This is a genomic window from Streptomyces sp. NPDC088387, from assembly GCF_044753385.1.
In the GTDB taxonomy this organism is placed as follows: domain Bacteria; phylum Actinomycetota; class Actinomycetes; order Streptomycetales; family Streptomycetaceae; genus Streptomyces.
In genome coordinates, this window is sequence record NZ_JBIVNC010000006.1 from 187,304 (window position 1) to 206,061 (window position 18,758).

Sequence of the window (18,758 nt, forward strand, 5' to 3'; positions counted from 1 at the left end):
ACAATAGTTGCATGCGCGGGATAAATGCAAGCGGAGATTGAATCGCTCGACGTATGACGTCGTGTGCAAGCATATGGGGCACACGCGACAGGCCGCCGTGGTGGCGCGGCCCGACCCTGCTGTGCGACGGCCCGCCCTTTACAGGCCACCCTTCTCCGGCCTAACCTACAACCAAATGGTTGTACATCAGTGGACCGACGAGGCGATGGACCGCCTGTTCCACGCGCTCGCCGACACCACACGCCGGGACATCCTCCGGCGTTGCGTCGGCGCCGAGCTGTCGGTGTCGCGGCTGGCGACGGCCTATCCGATGAGCTTCGCCGCGGTGCAGAAGCACGTGGCGGTGCTGGAGCGGGCCGGTCTCGTCGCCAAGCAGCGCAGCGGACGGGAGCAACTCGTGCGCACCGACCCACAAGCCGTGGAACGCGCACGGCAGGCACTGGACGAACTCGAGGCGCTCTGGCGCCGGCGGGTGGACCAGATGTCCGATCTGCTGGCCGAGGATCTCGGCCCGGCGGACACCAACCCCCTGGAAGGGCAAGACCGATGACCGTCAAGAGCATCGACAAGGATCTCGACACCCTGACCCTCACCCTGACCGCCGAGTTCGCCGCCCCGGTGGAGAAGGTCTGGGAGCTGTGGGCCGACCCGCGCCGGCTGGAGCGGTGGTGGGGGCCGCCGACCTACCCGGCGACCGTGGAGACGCACGACCTGACCCCCGGCGGTGACGTCGCCTACTTCATGACCGGCCCCGAGGGCGACAAGCACCGCGGCTGGTGGCGGATCACCTCCGTCGACGCGCCCACGTCCCTGGAGTTCACCGACGGCTTCGCGCACCCGGACGGCACACCGAACGACGAACTGCCCACCATGGCCGTCAGTGTGCGGCTCGTGGAGCAGCCCGGCGGCACCCGGATGGAGCTGCGCTCGCTCTTCGACACCAGGGAGCAGATGGAGCAGCTCATCGGCATGGGCATGGACGAGGGCCTCGGCGCGGCGGTCGGCCAGATCGACGCCCTGCTCGCCGCGTAGCCGCTCCGTCCGACCCGGCTGGCCGAAGCACTCCCGGCCGCCCCGGACCGTACCGTCCCGGCCGGGCCCGCGAAGGGGCCCACCCGAGCCGCCGCCTTCCCCGTCAAGAAGGCGGCGGCTCCGCCGTGTTCGTGATCCCGAACAGCCCCTTTGGCTTGATCGGGCCACGTTCTGAGAGCGCTCCCAGAATCCGGTGCGGCCACCCTGGACACCCGCCCGACCCCATGCTGTGATGCGAACTGCTGTGACCCGAGAGCACAGTTGGTGCCCAAGCCGGCGTTGGTGCACCTGAACACGAACGAGCCGCCATCCTTCCTCTCCCAAGGGGGATCCGTGCGCACCACACAGTTCAGAGTCCATCTCGCCCTGCTCCTGGCCCTCGTACTCGCCACCGCGGGACTGGCCGCCGTCCCGGCCGCCTCCGCCGCCGACGAACCCGTCGAAGTCCACGGGCTCAAGGGCGAGTACTTCACCCAGTCGGCGCCCGGCGCCTTCGACTTCGCGGAACTGAAGGCCACCGCGTTCGACCCACAGATCGACTTCGACAACCTGGAGCCCAGACTCCGCTCGGCCACCGGCCGCGCCGACGACGTCAGCGTCCGCTGGACCGGCCGGATCGTGCCCGAGGTCACCGGGCCGACCACCTTCTCGGTCATCGGGGACAACGGCTTCCGGCTCTGGGTCGACAACCGGCTCGTCATCGACCACTGGGTCGACGACTGGGACCGCGAACAGACCAGCCAGTCCGTCGAGTTGACGGCCGGCCGCGCCTACGACATCAAGGTCGAGTACTTCGAGCACTACGGAGGCTCCAACCTGCGTCTGCGCTGGACCCCGCCCGGCGCCACCAAGACCGCCGTGCCCCGCTCGGCGTTCCGGCTGCCCGAGGGGTACGCCTACGACGGCGCCCTCGCCGCCACCGTCCTCGGTGACGGCCGCTCGCTGCGGCTCGACTTCGCGCAGCGGCTCGCCGCGCCGCCTGCCGGACTCGCCGGACACCTGGACGCCGTGATCGGCGGCGCCGCCTGGCCGTTGGGCGAGGTACGGCTCGACCCGGACAACCCACGGGCCCTGCTCGTTGCCCTCGACGAACCTGTCGTAGGCAACAAGACCGGGACCGCGCCGGGCCTCGCCGACATCCGCTACGACGGTGAGGGTGGCCTCGCGGGCGATGACGGCAACGTTGTCAACGCCTTCTGGAGCAGCGGGCCCAACCACTCCACCCACGAGCTGATCACGAGCTGGGGGGAGGACGTCACGCCCGCGAACGCCCACCGCGAGTACCCGCGGCCCCAGCTCACCCGCGACAACTGGCGCAACCTCAACGGGACCTGGCAGTTCGCCGCCGCCGAGGAGGGTGAACAGCCCCCGTTCGGGCGGCAGTTGGGCGAGCAGATCATTGTGCCGTACCCGGTCGAGTCGCAGCTGTCCGGGGTCCAGCGGCACGAGGACCGCATGTGGTATCGCCGTACCTTCACCGTCCCGCGCGACTGGGACATCGGCTCCGGGAAGCGGCTGAAGCTGAACTTCGGGGCCGTGGACTGGCGGGCCGAGGTGTATGTCAACGGCACCAGAGTCGCGGCGCACGAAGGCGGTTACGACAAGTTCTCCGCCGATGTCACCGACGCGCTGAAGCCGGGCCGCACCCAGGAGCTGATCGTCGGCGTCTACGACCCGACGGACGCGGCGAACGGCGAGAACCCGCCCGTCGGCAAGCAGCGACTCGACCCCAGCGGCATCTGGTACACCCCGTCGTCCGGCATCTGGCAGACGGTGTGGATGGAACCGGTGGCAGCCGACCACGTCGAAGGACTCAAGCTGACGCCGGACGTCGACGCGAGCACCCTCACCGTCGAACCGCAGGGTGTGCGCGACGGGTTGCGGATCACCGCGACGGCCTACGAGGGACGCCGAAAGGTCGCCTCGGCCACCGGACGCACCGGCGAACCGCTCACCCTGAGGATCCACGACCCCCGCCTCTGGTCGCCCGACGACCCCTTCCTCCACGACCTCGAGGTCACCGTCGGCAAGGACCGTGTCGAGAGCTACTTCGGCATGCGGTCCGTCTCCGTCGAGAAGGTGGGCGGCGTGCCGCGCACCCTGCTCAACGGCGAGCCGACGTATCTGATGGCCACCCTCGACCAGGGCTTCTGGCCCGACGGGCTGCACACCGCGCCCAGCGACGAGGCCCTCGCGTACGACCTGCGGATGCACAAGGAGATGGGCTTCAACTCGGTCCGCAAACACATCAAGGTCGAACCCGACCGCTGGTTCTACTGGGCCGACCGGCTCGGACTGCTGGTGTGGCAGGACATGCCGGCGATGACCGCGGGCGTGAACCCGGACGCCGAGTCCCGCGCCCGCTACGAGCGCGAGATGAAACAGATGATCGACGAGCACATCAGCAGCCCGTCGGTGATCATGTGGGTCACCTTCAACGAGGGCTGGGGGCAGTACGACGTCGGACGCGTCGCCGAGCAGGCCAAGGCCTGGGACCCGACCCGGCTCGTCAACAACCAGTCGGGGCTGAACCTCGGGGCCGACGGCGACGCCGGGGACATCATGGACGAGCACGGCTATCCGAGCCCGGCCCTGCCACCCCGTCCGGACGGCGAACGGGCCCTGGTCACCGGCGAGTACGGCGGCCTCGGCCTCGCGGTGCCCGGTCACGCGTGGTCGGTTCAGCAGTCGTACGTCGACGTCGACCCCGCCACCTACACCGACGACTACCTCACCAAGCTGGACGAGGTGCGCGCGCTCGGCTGCCGGGGCGGCAACGCCGCGGTCTACACCCAGATCACGGACGTGGAGGGTGAGTTGAACGGTCTGCTCACCTACGACCGGGCCGTCGTCAAACCGGACGTGGCGCGGCTGAGGGCGGCGCACGAGCAGCTGATCGCCGACATGTCGCGGGCGGCACCGGAGGGTTGCGTGTGACGGTGACCGTGTGAAGAAGAGGGTTCCGCCGCCGGGCGGAACCCTCTTCTCCGTACAGGGGCCGGGTCGGTCAGGCGGTGTGGAGGGTCAGGCCGTACCGCTGGAGGATCTCGTTGACCGGCTGGTACCAGGTCTCGCCGCCCGAGGAGCAGTTGCCCCAGCCGCCGGACGTCACGCCCTGGGCCTGGTCACCGCTGAGGAACGAGCCGCCCGAGTCGCCGCCCTCGGCGCAGACGCTGGTCTTGGTCATCTGGTGCACCGCGCCCTGGGCGTAGTTGACCGTCTCGTTCTTCGCGAGGACGTTGCCGCAGCGCCAGTGGGTGGTGGAGCCGGAGCGGCAGATCGAGGAGCCGATCGGGGCCTCCGCCGAACCGCGCACGAGCTGGTCCGGGATGGTGCCCCAGCCGAGCACGACCGGTACGGTCCACCAGCCGCTGCCCACGTTGACCCAGGCGTAGTCGTTGCCGGGGAACGACGAGCCCTGGAAGTTGCCGATGTACGAGCCGTCCCAGCCGCGGACACCGGCGCCGGCCTGTCCGCAGTGTCCGGCGGTCACAAAGCCGCCGTGCACCGAGAAGCCGATGGAACAGCGGACGTTGCCCGTGTAGTAGGGGTCGCCGCCGACGGTGCCCGCCGCGAAGGTCCGCGGGGCCGTGTCCACGGTCCTGACGGTGACCGGGCCGGCCTCGCGGGCGCGGGACAGGAACCGCTGGACATCGTTGTCCGAACGCTCGGACCGTACGACGTTCACGACCACCGTGCTGCCCGCCGGGTCGACGTGCCAGCTGCTGACGCCGGACGGCGCCGGGAGCCGGTCGATGCGGGCCTTGGCGGCGTCGAGTGCGTGTTCGCTGTGCTCGACCGTCCGGACGCGGGCGCCCGTGGCGCGGACCGCCTCGACGGTCGTGGAGGAGGCGTCCGCGGTGACGGCCACGGTCAGCCGTGCGCTGCCGGCGTCGAACCACGAGCCGCCGTACGCGGCCCCGGCGGCCCGGCGTGCCTCGGGTGCGAGGGCGGTGGCGGCGCGTTCGGCCGCCAGCCGCTGGGTCGCCCCGGCCTTCGACAGGCCGAGGTCGCGTTGCAGGGCCGCCAGCATTCCGGCCGAGGCCGGGGCGCTGTCGGTGGGGTCCGCGGCGGGGGATTCGTGCGCCGCGGCCGGCGCGATGCCCGAGGCGGTCCAGGTGCCGAGGACCATCAGGATGGCGAGGCCGGTGTGCTTGAGTCCGGTACGTCTCATGGACGTTGCCCTTCGTCGTTCCAGCAGAGGTGGGGGTGGAACAACCGCTGTTTGAGAGCGCTCTCATCGGAGAGCGAGGTGAGCGTATCCAGGGTTGGCGGGCAGGTCCATGCCAAGTGCAAAGGGAATTCGGAAGGGGTGCCGGATGGGCCTCTTGCTGAAACGGCAAGGATCTTTGCGGGTCGACCGCGTGGTGGCGCAGGCTGGTTCGCGAGGGGCGGTCGCCGCCTCCGTACCGACTGTCCGTTCTCACCTGGAGGCGCCATGACCGAGATGCCCGTGACCGAACCCACCGAGTTCTGGGAGGCCCGCTACCGCGACAACGGGCGTGTGTGGAGCGGGAAGCCGAACGAACTACTGGTCCGGGAGGCCTCGGAGCTGACCCCCGGAACCGCTCTCGACCTCGGCTGCGGCGAGGGCGGCGACCTGGTGTGGCTCGCGTCGCGCGGCTGGCGTGTCACCGGCACCGACATCTCCGCCACGGCTCTCGAACGGGCGGCCCTGCATGCCGACGAGGCCGGCGTCGGCGACCGCGTCTCCTTCGAGCGCCACGAACTGGGCGTGGCCTTTCCCGAGGGCACCTTCGACCTGGTGAGCGCGCACTACCTCCAGTCGCCGGTGAAGCTGGACCAGGACGCGGTCCTGCGCAGCGCCGCCGCCGCGGTCGCCCCCGGCGGCACACTGCTGCTCGTGATGCACGCGGGCTGGCCGTCCTGGCAGACGGAACCGCCCTTCGCCGGCGTCGAATTCCCCACACTGGACAGCGTGTTGGACGGCCTCGCGCTGCCGGCGGGGGAGTGGACGGTGGAGACACGGGAGACGGCCCGCCGGGCGAGCGCGGGTCCCGAGGGACAGCAGGGTCATCGGGACGACAACGTCTGGAGGCTTCGGCGAGCGGGCTGAGTAGGCTGAGTGGGCTGGGCCGGTTGAGCGGGTTGAGCGGGTTGAGTGGGGGGCGTGGACCGTTCCGGTTGTCGATACCGTAAGGAGATCGGTCCGTTGTCCCGGATCTGGTCTCGGTTCGCGACCATGCAGACATGGATCATCCAGCGGGGGGCGGCAGTTCGGCGGGGGTGCTTGCACGCGGATGCGTCATGAGCGTGCTGGTCGCGGTCGGCGTGGTGGGCGCGTTGGTGCTCAGCGCGTTCTGGCACATCGAACGCACGTCGGACCCGCCCGACGTAGGCGCCTTCGCGCACTCCGCAGCCACCCGGACCGCCGGCGAGGCCGCGGCACGGAAGAGTTCCACGCGTCTGACGAACCTGACGTCGGCGCTGTCCTGGGCCGTTCCGCTCGGCACATCGGTGGCGGACTCCTGTCAGACAGAGGACCGGAACCCGTTCTTCGGGCCGCCGCACTGGGCACCGATCAACTGCGTCCGCAGCAGCGTCCTCTACCTCGCGTTCGACGGGAACATCCGTACGCGCCTCCACCAACTCGACGCCGTGCTGGCCAGGCAGGAGTGGACGGGCTCGGGTTCGTTGCCGAACACGTTGACCGGGATGGCGACCTGGATGAGCCAGGCCGGCGGTGACCCGTCCCCGGCAGCGTCGCGGCAGGGAAGCACCGAACCCCCGGGTTCGCAGCCGATCTGCCTGTCCACGACGTACGGTCCGGTCACGCAGAAGCGCGTCCTTCCGCACGGCGGGCTCGGCGTCCGGCTGAGTGTGGCGGTGGCGGAGCTTCCGTGCACACCCCACGTAGAGACTGGCGACATCCAGACGGACGGCATGCCAGTGAAGGCCACGCGCGACGGAACCGCTTACCTCACCTGGCGCCCTCTGTCGACCGACGCGGTGAGCCGCTCCGCCTTCACCGCGCACCGCTACGTGGCCGCCTTCTCCCTCGTCGACAGCTACGCCGTCCAGCCCACCCCGAAGACCTGATTGCTCTCGTCGCCGATCAGGTCAGGCGTCCTGCGATGCCTCACGGGCAGCCGCCACCGACCCGCGGTGTCGGTGGCGGCTGCGAAGCTGATCGGATGAACGGAGATGAGCAACTGCTGAACGGTCGCGTCTACGGTGCCGACCATGACGACCCCCACCCCGGCCCGCTCCCGCACCGTACCTACGCCGAACTGGTCGGCGGACCGCTCGACGGTCTGCTGATGGACATCCACGGGTGGCGGAGCGAGGAAGTCGACGACGGCGTCGCCCTGCCCACCGAGCTGGGGCGGTTCCCCGGAGGCCGCGCCCTGTACGACCCGGACCCCGACGAATCCCGCGCGCCCGGCCCCGGCGTCAGCTGCCGCCTCTACTACTCCGGCGACACGCCTTGACCACCACTCGCCCCGGGCCGACACCCGAGCTGCCTGTCATCCGCGGCGATGCAGGCGTCGATCGCCTATCTGGAGGAGCAGACCTTCCGAGCCGGCTGACGGCCCTCGGCCGGCCGTTGCAGGTGATCTTCGGTGACCAGGACCGCAGATGGCGTCCCTCGTCCGCGGCCGACTACCGCGTTGTCCCGGGCGCACGGGTCGACTGGCTCCCCGGCGCCGGACACACACCCGTCCTGGAGGATCCGTCGCGGACCGCCGCACTTCTCCTGGCCTTCACCGCGACCCACACCACCCGAGAGCCCTAGCTCGGCTGACGATTCCCCGATCTGATCTGATCTGATCTGATCTGATCCGGGCCGTGTCGATCCGATTCGTGCCGATCCGATCCGGGCTGGTCGGGCCCGGACCGTCAGTCCCGCATCCGCAGCCCCCGCTGCTCCAGCGTCTCCGTCAGGATGCGGACGGCCTTGGGGCCGACCCCGTGCAGGGCGAGCAGCTCGGCCGCGGTGTGCGCGGCGACCATCTCCAGGGTGTTGATGCCGGCGCCGAGCAGGGCCTGGGTGGCGGGCCGGCCGATGGCGGCCGGCAACTCGCGCCCGGGCGCGTCGGCACCGGCCTCCGCCGCGGCGAGCGCGGCCGCGAGGCGCTTCGGCGCGCGGTGCGACCAGGCCGCCCGCACCAGGGCGTTGAGGTCCTTGCCGTTGATGTCCGCGAGCGGCACCCGGAAGCCGATCGGGGTGCCCATCCGCACAAGGCGCTCCCCGCCCGGGTGCGCGGCCACCGCGGCCTCGGCGTCCGCGTCCGCGAGCTGGAGCCGCACCGCCCCCTCCCTGGTCACGGAGGCGAACCCCCTGCCCCGCACGGAGAAGGCGACCATGCCGAAATGGGTCCCCTCCTCGACCTCCGGGAGGGCGAGCGCGGCCTTGCGCAGCTGGGCCAGGGTGGTCATGCCGGAAGTCTGGCACAGCCCGCGCGGCGCCTCCCGGCGCGCTGCCCGCCGGGTGACATCACCACTACGCTGGGTGCCGAAGCCCGGCGCGGCGCACCGTCGGGGTGCCCGGGTCCGGTCCGCGGCCGCACGGTTCGGAGGCACCCATGGACTACTACGATCTCGGCACCCACGCCCGTCCGGTGACGACCTCGTCGGCCGAGGCCCAACTCTGGTTCGACCGCGGGCTGGTGTGGACGTACGCCTTCCACCACGAGGAGGCCGTCCGCTGCTTCGAGGAGGCCGTCGCGGCGGACCCCGACTGCGCCATGGCCCACTGGGGGATCGCCTACGCGCTCGGCCCCAACTACAACAAGCCCTGGGAGTTCTTCGACGGCGAGGACCTGGTCCGTACCGTCGAGCGGACCCACGCGGCGGTCGAGCGTGCCCACGAGAGGGCGGCGGACGCGACACCGGCCGAGCGGGCGCTGATCGGCGCGTTGCGCGCCCGCTATCCGCAGGCGAGCCCCGTCGAGGACTGCTCGGTCTGGAACGCCCCCTACGCCGAGAGCATGCGCGCCGCTTACGAGGTCGCGCCGGACGACCTCGACGTCGCCACCCTCTACGCCGACGCGCTGATGAACCTCACCCCCTGGCAGCTGTGGGACCTGCGCACCGGCGAACCCGCCGAGGGCGCCCGTACCGTCGAGGCCAGGGCCGTGCTCGACCGGGCGCTCGGTACGCCGGGCGGGCGGGACCACCCGGGTGTGCTGCACCTGTACATCCACCTCATGGAGATGTCCCCGGCCCCCGAGACCGCCCTGCCCGTCGCCGACCGGCTGCGCGGTCTGGTGCCCGACGCCGGCCACCTCCAGCACATGCCCTCGCACCTGGACGTGCTGTGCGGCGACTACCGGCGGGTCGTGTCCGACAACAGCGCGGCGATCGTCGCCGACGAGAAGTTCCACGCCCGCTCCGGACCGATGAACTTCTACACCCTGTACCGCTGCCACAACCTCCACTTCAAGATCTACGGCGCGATGTTCCTCGGCCAGTCCGAGGTCGCCCTGGAGACGGCCGCGCAGCTCGAAGCGGCCGTGCCCGAGGATCTGCTGCGGGTGCAGAGCCCGCCCATGGCGGACTGGCTCGAACCGTTCCTCGCCATGCGGGTGCACGTGCTGATCCGGTTCGGCCGCTGGGCCGACGTCCTGGCGCTGCCGCTCCCCGCCGACCGGGAGCTGTACAGCACGACCACGGCGATGCTGCACTACGCGCGCGGTGTCGCCCTCTCCGCGACCGGCCGGATCGCCGAGGCCGAGGAGGAACGCGCGCTGTTCCGGGCGGCGGTCGATCGCGTCCAGGACACGCGCATGCTCTTCAACAACACCTGCGCCGACATCCTCGCCGTCGCCTCGGCGATGCTCGACGGCGAACTGGAGTACCGCAAGGGGGACTTCGACGCCGCGTTCGCCGCCCTGGAGCGGTCGATCGAGCTGGACGACAACCTGCCGTACGACGAGCCGTGGGGCTGGATGCAGCCCACCCGGCACGCGTACGGCGCGCTTCTCCTGGAGCAGGGCCGCGTCGCCGACGCCGAGGCCGTCTACCGGGCCGACCTCGGCCTCGACGCCACCCTCCCGCGCGCGTGCCAGCACCCCGGCAACGTCTGGTCCCTGCACGGCTTCCACGAGTGCCTGCTCCGGCTCGGCAGGACGGGCGAGGCCGGGATCGTCGCCCAGCAGCTGAGGATGGCCACCGCCCTCGCGGACGTACCGATCGAGGCGTCCTGCTTCTGCCGCCTGGACACGACCACGAAGGACACGGCCGAGGACACGGCCGTGAAGGACACGACCATGAAGGAGACGACCGCTATGGAGACGGCCGCGAACCCGTCCGCGACGGGCACGGACCACTGCTGCGGGTCCGGCGGCTGACCGCCCGCGGCCGCCGTTCCGGAGGGTGGCCGCTTCCGCACCTCGTGTGGGCTGACGCCCCTGTGACCAGGCAGATGTCACAACTGCCGGTGAAATCAGCACTGTTGTGGTGCGTACGAGGCGCGGGCGGTGCCCGGGCAAGCCATCCGGAAGGGAAAGTGCGGCATGGATCCTGTGATCGTCGGCGCGGCGGTGACCGTGGTCATCAGCGTCGTCAACGGCGTGGTGAAGATCGCCCAACGGCGTTCGGCGGCCGACGTCGAGATAGCGCGGATCAGCGAGGCCGCGCAGACGGCCCGGATCCGCTGCGCCCGCCCGGTCCCGGCCGAGCTGGACGGGGGTGGGCGCGATGGAGGACGCACTCGGTACTGACCTCGGGCTCGTCGAGCACATCGAGACCAGTACGGCCCCGCTGCCCGGCATCGAACTCGCCGAGGCGCTGCACAACGAGCAGTATCCGGCGCTCGTCCGCTTCCTCCTCCTGAACGGCGCGTCCTGGGCGGAGGCGCAGGACGCCGCGCAGGACGCCTTCACCCAGATGTGCGCGCCCGGTCTGTCGCTGACGCATCCCCGGGCGTGGCTGCGCAGGGTCGCCTGGCGTTCCTGGGTGCGGCAGAAGGTCAAACCGGAGGACGCCTGCGCCGAGATGCCCGACGCGCACACCGATCTGCGCTGGCAGACCCCGGCCCACGCGGCCGAGCTGGGGGAGGAGGAGCGCCGGGTCGTGTCCCTGCTGCTCCAGCTGCCCGCCAAACAGCGTGCCGCGATGGCCTGGCACCTCGACGGTTTCACCACCGAGGAGAGCGCCCGCGCCATGGGCACCACACAGGTGGCCGTGCGCCAGAACCTGACCCGGGCCAGAGCGGCGCTGAAGGAGGGCCTGGGACTGGAAGGCCGTACCCACGACGTGAGGAGGGCGACATGACCGACCGCGATCCGCGTACGTCCAGGGGGGAGCGCGGCGTCGAGGAGGTCCTGGAAAGCCTGCTGGCCCGAGCCCACGAGCAGCTGGGCGTCGCCGCCACCGACCGCCTCAACGCACAGGGCGGGCCTCCCGAACTGCGCCCCCCGGACCTGGCCCTCGACCGGCTCCTGGCGGCGACGCACCGTTCCGTCGGCGCCGCGGTCACCGGCCGCCGCTCCCGCGAGGCACGCACGGCCCTCGCCCAGCGGGACCTCGCGCTCGAAGCACGACTGGCCGAGCGGGGCCCGCTCTTCGACCGGCCGTCCCCGGTGCGCGTCAAGTACCGGCAGGAGGCGCTGCGGCTCGCGCAGCGCTACTGGCCCGCCGATCTGGCCCGCAGTATGCGGGCCGCCGTTGGTCTGGTGGGGGACCTGAGCGACTTCCTGGAGGACAGTACGCAGCCGAACACCGGGGCGGATCCGATCGTGGAGCAGATCAGGGAACTGCTGCGGGAGATGTCCCGGCTGCCCAAGCCACAACGCGCCCCGGTCACTCTCACCGGCCTCGACTACCTCGTGGCCGTCGAGGCGGTGCTCGCGGAGCCGGCCGAGCGGCTGCTGCACAGCCTCCACCTCGTCCAGCAACTGCTCGACGAGGAACTGGGGCCGGCGATCGCCGCGCTCAAGACCTCCGCTCCCGTCTACCTGTTCGGCATCGAGGCCGTCGCGCAGGACCTGCTCGACGATCTGACGCAGGCCTGCGAGCTGGCCGACGTCGTGGCCAGGGCGGTGACCGAAGTCGAGCGGGCCAGCAGCGACTTCGTCGGAGCGGACCTGAGCGGCGCCAAGCTGGACGGTGTCCTGCTGGAGGGAATTCTGTGGGACGCCACGACCGTGTGGCCGGGGGAGTGGGAGTCCCTCGTCCGGCGGGCCTCGCTGCCGTCCAGCGAGGAGCGGGGTGTGCTCATCGTCGCGGCCGAGCCGTCCGACACCGTTCTCCACGCCGAGGCCTGACGCGGTTGACCACCCCCTTCTCCTGAACGCCCACGGCTGATTCACCCGCGTTCACCCGGGATGCCCAGGATCCGTCATGCACATGCCGCCTTCTGTGCGGGCGGAGTCCTCACCATGCGGCGACTCGGAAAGGACGGCTGTCCATGCGGTAAGCAGTGCGGCGAAGACGGTCACGCGGACGGCGGCTCGTGGGGACGGTGGTCGCCGCAGCGTCACCGCCTCCGAGCCGGGTGTGTTCGTCACGAAGGGCGAGCGCGGCCGTCCCGGCACCTGGGGTCCGGACACGCCGGAGTACCCGTGGTTCACACCGTGACGGCCGGCCGCGTGCTCAGCCGCGGGCAGTCACGGAGAGCGAGAGGTCGTTGTCGACGGTGTAGTACGGGCGCACCGCGCAGCCGTCGACAACGGCCTCCGGGTAGACGAAGACCTCCTTGCGGTCCGCCACGTCGTCGAGCAGCCGGGCGATCCGGACCGGCGGCACGTCGTCGGTGGGCCGCACGGACACGTCCCACACCCCGGCCGTCAACTCCCCGTAGGCGGCGGTGAACCGGAAGTCCCGCCCGTCGGCGTCGACCTCCACCGGCAGCGTCCGCACCACGTCCGTGCCGCGCAACCGCAGCCGAACCGTGGCCCGTTCGTCCGCCGTCACGCCGTGCAGACGTGCCCGGACCGTCGCTGAACGGCCGGTGAACGTCATGCCGGCCGCCTCCGCGTGGGCCGTGCGCAGCCAGCTCCGTACGGCCAGGAAACCGTCCTTGGTGGTGTACGGAACACGTACCGCGACCGGTGCCGGCCAGTCCCGGACATGTCCGTCCACCAACGCCCGCAGATCGCGCGGGCCGGGGCGCAGCCGATGCCGTTCGCCGTCCGGCGCGCGCAGCAGATAGAGGTCCCAGCGGCCCTCGGTGAGCACGGTCCCCGTCGGGAGGACGGCGGTGTGCCGGCCGTCCGCGCCCGGTTCCGTGTCGAGGTGGTGGAGGTCCGTCTCCGGCCCGCCCTTCTTGGGGCGCAGCCGCAGCAGCACCCGCGGTCGCTCCGTGGCCGTGAGGTGCCGCAGCACCAGGACGATCCGGCCGTCCGTGTCCACCGTGCAGTCGACGCGGGGCTCCGCCTCGTGCCCGTCGCTCATGACCGCCCCTTCCGGATCGTGCGCAGCGCGCGGCTGCCCGTCGCGTACACCGCGTCGCGCGCGGCGAAGCCCTGGCCGACGAGGGCCCGGCCCACCCGGGCCCGCTCCGGGTCGAGCGGACGGCCGGATCTTCGGGCGTCGACGGCGTCACCGAGGAGCCGCTCGGCCTGCGCGACCACCGGGCCGGGGGCGAACCGCCGGGCGTTCTCGACGGCCGTACGGCCCATCCGCCGGCGCCGCTCGTCGTCGCGGACCAGGTCGAGCAGGGCCGCGGCCAGGGCATCACGGTCACCGACGGGGACCAGCCGGCCGTCGGCGCCGTCACGGATGATCTCACCGGGACCGTAGGGGCAGTCGGTGCTGACCACGGGCAGGCCGCAGCGCATGGCCTCGACGAGGGTCATGCCGAACGGCTCGAAGTTCGAGGCGGCCGCGCCGATCGAGCCCTTGACCCACTCCGCCTCCATGGGGGCCGCCGCGCCCATGAGGAGGACGTTGTCCCACAGCCCGAGATCGTCGATGAGCGCGCGCAGCCGGTCGCGCTCCTCGCCCTTGCCGTAGATGCGCAGCCGCCAGTCCGGGCGCTCGGCGGCGACCAGCGCGAACGCCTCGATCAGCAGGTCGAAACGCTTCACCGGGACCAGCCGGCCCGCGGCGACCACGATCTTGGCGGTGCCGTCCGAGACGGGGAGCACGGGGTCGGGCACGCTGTTGGGGAGGGCCTCGACGCGGACTCCGGGCAGGGACATCTTGCGCCGGTAGGCGTCCGCATCGGCCTCGGTGACGGTGGTGAGGGCGTCGAGCCGGCGGTACGCCCGGCGCAGGGCGGTGCGCAGCCGCGGCGGATGGTTGTCGAGGGTGAGGTGCTCCTGCCCGACCCGGGCCACGTGCGGCGGGGCCTGGAGCGCCAGATGCACGTTCAGTCCGGGCCGGGTGCCGATGGCCACGTCGGCGTCCAGGGCGTCCAGGCATTCCCCGATCCGCTGGTCGGTCAGCTCGCTGTACTGCTGGTGCCGGTATTCGGCGGTCGGGAAGACCCGGGCCGGTCTGCCGTGCAGGGGATGCTCCTTCTCCTCCCGCAGATCCACCAGGGGCCGCAGCCGGACCCGCGGGTCCAGCGCGAAGTTCGGACGCTCCCGGTGCCGGAAAACGGAGACGATCTCCACGGAGTGCCGCTCGGCGAGTGCCTGGGCGAGATTGAAGGTGGTGGTGATCGTGCCTCCGATTCCGTATGCGTTGTGGAGGAGAAAAGAGATCTTCATAAGGTGCTAGACAGCTTGAAGACGCTCCTGGTTGTCCTTCGGGTCGTCTTTCATTCACGCCGTGCTGCGGCGGACCACCGCCACCCCCCTCGGCGGCAGGACGAGCGTGCCGTGGTCGCCCTCGTTCCCGACCAGGACCTCGCCCGCCAGGTCCGGTACCGTGACCGGCTCGTCGGTGCGGTTGACCAGGAACAGGAAACGTCCCCCGGGCGAGCGCCGGACGACCGTCTCCACCAGGCCGCGCACACGCACCGGCAGCTCACTGCCCACCCCGGCCGGTTCCAGGAGCCGGGGCAGCAGCGGGACCAGCCCGTCGACACCGAGCCGGGTCGACACGTACGCGGCCGAGCCGCCGCCGGTCGTGCGACGCGTCACGGCGGGGCGGCCGGCCTGCGCGCCGGTGCGGTACCGGACCAGGACCTCCGTCCCGCTCTCCACCACCGGCAACGTCCGGACCCTGGAGGCGATCGCCACGTCCGCCGCCGCCGAGGGCTACGCGGTGACGCTGCTGCCGGTCGCCGTGCCCACCCAGGCCGAGGTCCGCGGCGCCTTCTCGCGTCTTGAGGAACTCGCGGTCGACGCGGTCATCGTCATCATGGAGGTGCATCTGCTGGACGCGGCGACCATCAAACTCCCGCCGCACGTCCAGGTCGTGGTGGCCGACTCCGACGCCGGCGACCTGTACACGGTCGTCGACACCGACCAGGCGGGCGGCAGCCGGGCCGCCGTGGGCCATCTGCTCGACCTGGGCCACAACACCGTGTGGCACCTCGGCGGGCCGGAGGGCTCCTTCGCCGCCCAGCGCCGCGCCGACGCCTGGCGCACGGCGCTGGTCGAGGCGGGCCGCACCCCGCCCCCGCTGGTGCGCGGCGACTGGACAGCGGAGTCCGGCTACCGGGTCGGCCTGCGGCTCGCCGCCGAACGGGACTGCACCGCCGTGTTCGCCGCCAACGACCAGATGGCGCTGGGCCTGTTGCGCGCCCTGCACGAGAGCGGGCGACGGGTGCCGGAGGACGTCAGCGTCATCGGTTTCGACGACATCCCCGAGGCGATGTCCTTCCTCCCGCCGCTGACCACCCTCCACCAGGACTTCGCCGAGATCGGCAGGCTGTGTGTGCAGGCCGTGCTGCGCAAGATGCGCCAGGGCGAGACGGAACAGGGCACGACGCTGGTGCCGACCCGGCTGGTGGTGCGGCGCAGTACGGCGCCGCCGCCCGCGGGCGCGTCGCGCTGAGGCACCCGAAGCATCTCAACGTGCCAGCCCCGCCCGCCGCTCGCCCAGCGCCCGGACCGCGCCGGCCCAGGCGGCGCTCACCGCGGCGTGGGCGAGTGTAGTCGCGTGCTCGGCGTCGGTCGGGAGCCGCAGGGGAGGGCCGACATGGACGTGGAAGTGCGGGCGCCTGAGCGGTGAACTGACCGCGCCCGCCAGCTGCTTGGCGCGCGAGCCCGAGGCGATCCGGCGGGCGCCGACATGCCCCACCGGCACCACGAGGGCCCCCGACAGGGCGACGAGCCGGGCAAGTCCCGTACGGAACGGCTCCGGCGGACCGGGCGTCACGTCCCGGCGGTCCGGCAGCCCGCCCTCGCCGTAGATCAGCACGTGCCGCCCGCCGGCGAGGGCCTCCGCCGCCGCGTCCAGCGCGTCCGCGGCCCGCGCCGAGCGGCGGTGCACGGGGATGTGTCCCTCGTGCGTCAACGCCCCGCGCAGCAGCGGAAGGCGCCACAGCCCGGCGGTCGCCATGACGGCCGGTTCCACACCGAGGTGGCGCAGCGCGGCAAGGACGACCACGGGGTCGGCCAGCGAGTCGTGGTTGGCGGCGAACACCGTCCCCGGGGGCACGGCGGTCACCACTTCACGGGTCACCGTCAGACGCCCGAGAACGGGAGCCAGGACGGCGGCGGCACGGCTCAGCACGAGGGCCTCCTCGGACGGGGACGACCGGCGGTCCCGGTCGGATGCCGTCAGTCTCCGCGCAGACCCACCCCCGTGGCCTGAGCGCTGCTACTCAGACGACGGGGTGGTCGTACTCACTCGCTCATCTGCTGCGCACCAGCAGATACAGGAAGTACGGCGTGCCGATGACCGCCGTCATCAGGCCCGCGCCCAGCTGGGCCGGTGCGATCACCGTGCGGCCCAACAGGTCGGCGGAGCACACGAGTACGGCACCGAGGAGCACCGACACCGGTACGACCCGGGCGTGCCGGCGGCCCACCAGCGCGCGTGCCGCGTGCGGCGCCACGAGCCCCACGAAGCCGATCGTGCCCGCGGCCGACACCGCCGTCGCGGTGAGCAGCACGCTCAGGGCGAGGAGGCCGAGGCGTCCGCGCGCCAGGTCGAGACCGAGCAGCCGGGGGGTGTCCTCGTCCAGCGACACGAGATCCAGTTCCGTACGCCGCACGACCGCGACCACCACACCGACCAGCAGCACACCGGCGAGCGGCAGCACGTCCGGCAGGGCGCGGCCGTACGTCGAGCCGGACAGCCAGGTCAGTGCCTTCGTCGCGTTGAACGGGTCCGTCAGCACGATGAGCAGGCTGATCAGGGCCGTGGTGCCGGTGGCGACGCCGATGCCGACCAGCACGAGCCGGTTCTGCTGGAAGCCGTCGCGCGCGGTGAGTCCGAAGACGACGAGAGCCGAGACGGCGGCACCCGCGAACGCGGCGCCCGTGACACCCCACGACCCCACGAGGGGAACGGTCGTCACCAGGAGCACCGCGCCGAGCGCGCCACCGCCGGAGACACCGAGCACCGCCGGTTCGGCGAGCGGGTTGCGGGTCACCGCCTGCACCAGGGTGCCGGCCAGCGCGAGCGCCGCGCCCGCGAGCAGCGCCGCGAGCACCCGCGGCATCCGGGTGTCGAGGACGAAGGACACGGTCCGACCCGCCCTGCCCTGTGCCCAGTTGAGGACGTCGCCGAGCAGCAGTTTGCTGTCGCCGAGCAGTACGGCGGCCACGGTCACTCCGACCAGGGCCACCACGAGCGCCGCCGTCACGGCCAGATACACCGCGCGGCTGCGGATGCGCAGCCGGTCCGGTGCCGCGGCTCCGGCGGTGTCCCGCAGCCGCGCCGCCATGACGACGAGGAACAGGGCGCCGACGAAGCTGGTGACGACACCGGTGGGCACGGACACGGCGGTGTCCGCCGAGACGAGGGAGCGCAGCAGCACGTCGGAGCCCAGCACCAGGGCGGCGCCGGCCAGCCCGGCGACCGGCACACTCGTCCGGGTCCGGGCGAACCCCCGCAGCCGGCGGGCGAGCCCGCGCACCAGCGCCGGTGCGCACAGCCCGACGAAGCCGATCGGACCCGCGAGCGTCACGGCCGCGGCGGAGAGCAGGACGCCCAGCACGACCACCGTGATCCGGGTGGCCCGCACCGGGACGCCGAGCCCGCGGGCGGCGTCGTCGCCGAGCGCCAGCGCGTCCGTCCGGCGGGCCACCAGCAGCAGCCCGACGAGCCCGACGAGCACCACGGGCAGCATCTGCACCACACCGCCGAAGCCGTTCTGCGCGATGCTGCCCTGGTTCCACGCGTAGAGGCCCACGGTCTCCTGCGGGAACAGCAGGAGCAGTGCCTCGGTGACGGAGGCCAGACCGAGGGCGAGCGCGCTGCCCGCGAGGACCAGCCGGACCGTTCCCGCGCCCAGTCCGGACAGACCGAGGACCACGGCGGCGGCGGCCAGACCGCCGACGAACGCGAGCCCGGACGACGCGAGGAGCGGCAGCGAGGCACCGGTGACCGCGGCGATCCCGAGGGCGAGGTAGGAGCCCGCGTTGACCGCGAGGGTGTCCGGCGCCGCGAGCACGTTGCGGCTCACGGCCTGGAGCGCCGCGCCGGCCGCGCCCAGGGCGACGCCCACGAGGATGCCCGCGGCCATCCGCGGCAGCCGCGACTCGACGACGACGGACGCGTCGCCCGGGTCGGCGCGCCCGGTGAGCGCCTTGAGGACCTCGGCCGGGCCGACCGCGGCGGTGCCCTGGGTGATGTCGACGACGGCCAGCGCCGCGACCAGGAGCATCAGCGCGGCCGTGACCGCGGCCGGGCCGGCCCGGGACACGAGGGTTGCCGGACCGGCGGCGGACGTGGGTGCGGTGACCGCCATCGTG

Annotated in this window: 18 protein-coding genes and 1 pseudogene; 12 read left to right on the forward strand and 7 right to left on the reverse strand. The window is 72.2% G+C overall.

Annotation, left to right across the window (positions count from 1 at the left end; all coding sequences use genetic code 11):
• Positions 1-175: 175 nt before the first annotated feature.
• The 3 genes from ACIQAC_RS18025 to ACIQAC_RS18035 all read left to right on the forward strand — a co-directional run bounded on the left by ACIQAC_RS18025 (position 176) and on the right by ACIQAC_RS18035 (position 3,969).
• Positions 176-550 (forward strand): ArsR/SmtB family transcription factor, encoded by a 375-nt coding sequence (locus tag ACIQAC_RS18025; protein ID WP_402192057.1) that lies wholly within the window; start codon positions 176-178, stop codon positions 548-550.
• A complete protein-coding gene (locus ACIQAC_RS18030; protein WP_402192059.1) occupies positions 547-1,032 on the forward strand; it encodes an SRPBCC domain-containing protein in 486 nt (161 codons plus the stop codon). The genes ACIQAC_RS18025 and ACIQAC_RS18030 overlap by 4 nt, the downstream gene beginning before the upstream one ends.
• 333 nt (positions 1,033-1,365) lie before the next feature.
• Positions 1,366-3,969 (forward strand): PA14 domain-containing protein, encoded by a 2,604-nt coding sequence (locus tag ACIQAC_RS18035; protein ID WP_402192061.1) that lies wholly within the window; start codon positions 1,366-1,368, stop codon positions 3,967-3,969.
• Between the two features lie 70 nt (positions 3,970-4,039).
• Here the strand turns inward: ACIQAC_RS18035 and ACIQAC_RS18040 are convergent, their stop codons facing one another.
• The gene (locus tag ACIQAC_RS18040) at positions 4,040-5,206 is read right to left on the reverse strand and encodes a S1 family peptidase (RefSeq protein ID WP_402192064.1); all 1,167 of its coding nucleotides are present in this window, start codon (positions 5,204-5,206) and stop codon (positions 4,040-4,042) included.
• Positions 5,207-5,470: 264 nt separating this feature from the next.
• Between ACIQAC_RS18040 and ACIQAC_RS18045 the strand changes: the two genes are divergently transcribed.
• The 4 genes and pseudogenes from ACIQAC_RS18045 to ACIQAC_RS18060 all read left to right on the forward strand — a co-directional run.
• The gene (locus ACIQAC_RS18045) at positions 5,471-6,109 is read left to right on the forward strand and encodes a class I SAM-dependent methyltransferase (RefSeq protein WP_402192066.1); all 639 of its coding nucleotides are present in this window, start codon (positions 5,471-5,473) and stop codon (positions 6,107-6,109) included.
• Between the two features lie 191 nt (positions 6,110-6,300).
• Positions 6,301-7,092, forward strand: a complete 792-nt coding sequence (locus ACIQAC_RS18050) for a hypothetical protein (RefSeq protein ID WP_402192068.1) — start codon at positions 6,301-6,303, stop codon at positions 7,090-7,092.
• Between the two features lie 95 nt (positions 7,093-7,187).
• A complete protein-coding gene (locus ACIQAC_RS18055; protein WP_402192070.1) occupies positions 7,188-7,484 on the forward strand; it encodes a hypothetical protein in 297 nt (98 codons plus the stop codon).
• Between the two features lie 39 nt (positions 7,485-7,523).
• A pseudogene (locus ACIQAC_RS18060) lies at positions 7,524-7,789 on the forward strand (alpha/beta fold hydrolase); the annotation flags it as partial.
• A 104-nt stretch (positions 7,790-7,893) separates the two neighbouring features.
• Here the strand turns inward: ACIQAC_RS18060 and ACIQAC_RS18065 are convergent.
• Positions 7,894-8,433 carry a hypothetical protein gene (locus ACIQAC_RS18065; protein ID WP_402192073.1) on the reverse strand — a complete coding sequence of 180 codons (540 nt, stop codon included), beginning with the start codon at positions 8,431-8,433 and terminating at the stop codon, positions 7,894-7,896.
• A 146-nt stretch (positions 8,434-8,579) separates the two neighbouring features.
• Here ACIQAC_RS18065 and ACIQAC_RS18070 point away from each other — a divergent pair, with 146 nt between their 5' ends.
• The 4 genes from ACIQAC_RS18070 (at position 8,580) to ACIQAC_RS18085 (ending at position 12,263) form a co-directional block, all read left to right on the forward strand.
• Positions 8,580-10,346 (forward strand): hypothetical protein, encoded by a 1,767-nt coding sequence (locus tag ACIQAC_RS18070; RefSeq protein WP_402192075.1) that lies wholly within the window; start codon positions 8,580-8,582, stop codon positions 10,344-10,346.
• Positions 10,347-10,511: 165 nt separating this feature from the next.
• Complete coding sequence (locus tag ACIQAC_RS18075; protein ID WP_402192078.1) at positions 10,512-10,718, forward strand: hypothetical protein; 207 nt, start codon at positions 10,512-10,514, stop codon at positions 10,716-10,718.
• Complete coding sequence (locus ACIQAC_RS18080; RefSeq protein WP_402192080.1) at positions 10,696-11,271, forward strand: RNA polymerase sigma factor; 576 nt, start codon at positions 10,696-10,698, stop codon at positions 11,269-11,271. The genes ACIQAC_RS18075 and ACIQAC_RS18080 overlap by 23 nt, the downstream gene beginning before the upstream one ends.
• Positions 11,268-12,263, forward strand: coding sequence for a hypothetical protein (locus tag ACIQAC_RS18085; protein WP_402192083.1), 996 nt, complete (start codon positions 11,268-11,270; stop codon positions 12,261-12,263). The genes ACIQAC_RS18080 and ACIQAC_RS18085 overlap by 4 nt, the downstream gene beginning before the upstream one ends.
• 328 nt (positions 12,264-12,591) lie before the next feature.
• On the opposite strand, the gene ACIQAC_RS18090 is transcribed toward ACIQAC_RS18085, so the two are convergent.
• Genes ACIQAC_RS18090 through ACIQAC_RS18100 form a run of 3 tightly spaced genes read right to left on the reverse strand, consistent with a single transcriptional unit; the run spans position 12,592 to position 15,029 of the window.
• Positions 12,592-13,392, reverse strand: coding sequence for a transferase (locus tag ACIQAC_RS18090; RefSeq protein WP_402192085.1), 801 nt, complete (start codon positions 13,390-13,392; stop codon positions 12,592-12,594).
• Positions 13,389-14,654, reverse strand: coding sequence for a glycosyltransferase family 4 protein (locus ACIQAC_RS18095; RefSeq protein ID WP_402192087.1), 1,266 nt, complete (start codon positions 14,652-14,654; stop codon positions 13,389-13,391). Before ACIQAC_RS18095 ends, ACIQAC_RS18090 begins: the two co-directional genes overlap by 4 nt.
• A gap of 54 nt (positions 14,655-14,708) precedes the next feature.
• On the reverse strand, positions 14,709-15,029 hold the full coding sequence (locus ACIQAC_RS18100; protein WP_402192089.1) for a Beta-galactosidase C-terminal domain: 321 nt from the start codon (positions 15,027-15,029) through the stop codon (positions 14,709-14,711).
• Here ACIQAC_RS18100 and ACIQAC_RS18105 point away from each other — a divergent pair.
• The gene (locus ACIQAC_RS18105; protein WP_402192673.1) at positions 14,917-15,888 is read left to right on the forward strand and encodes a substrate-binding domain-containing protein; all 972 of its coding nucleotides are present in this window, start codon (positions 14,917-14,919) and stop codon (positions 15,886-15,888) included. The genes ACIQAC_RS18100 and ACIQAC_RS18105 overlap by 113 nt on opposite strands.
• A gap of 15 nt (positions 15,889-15,903) precedes the next feature.
• Here the strand turns inward: ACIQAC_RS18105 and ACIQAC_RS18110 are convergent, their stop codons facing one another.
• Positions 15,904-16,569 (reverse strand): lysophospholipid acyltransferase family protein, encoded by a 666-nt coding sequence (locus tag ACIQAC_RS18110; protein WP_402192091.1) that lies wholly within the window; start codon positions 16,567-16,569, stop codon positions 15,904-15,906.
• 121 nt (positions 16,570-16,690) lie between these two features.
• Entirely contained in the window at positions 16,691-18,754 is a 2,064-nt protein-coding gene (locus ACIQAC_RS18115; RefSeq protein WP_402192094.1) for an iron ABC transporter permease, read from the reverse strand.
• Positions 18,755-18,758 lie beyond the last annotated feature (4 nt).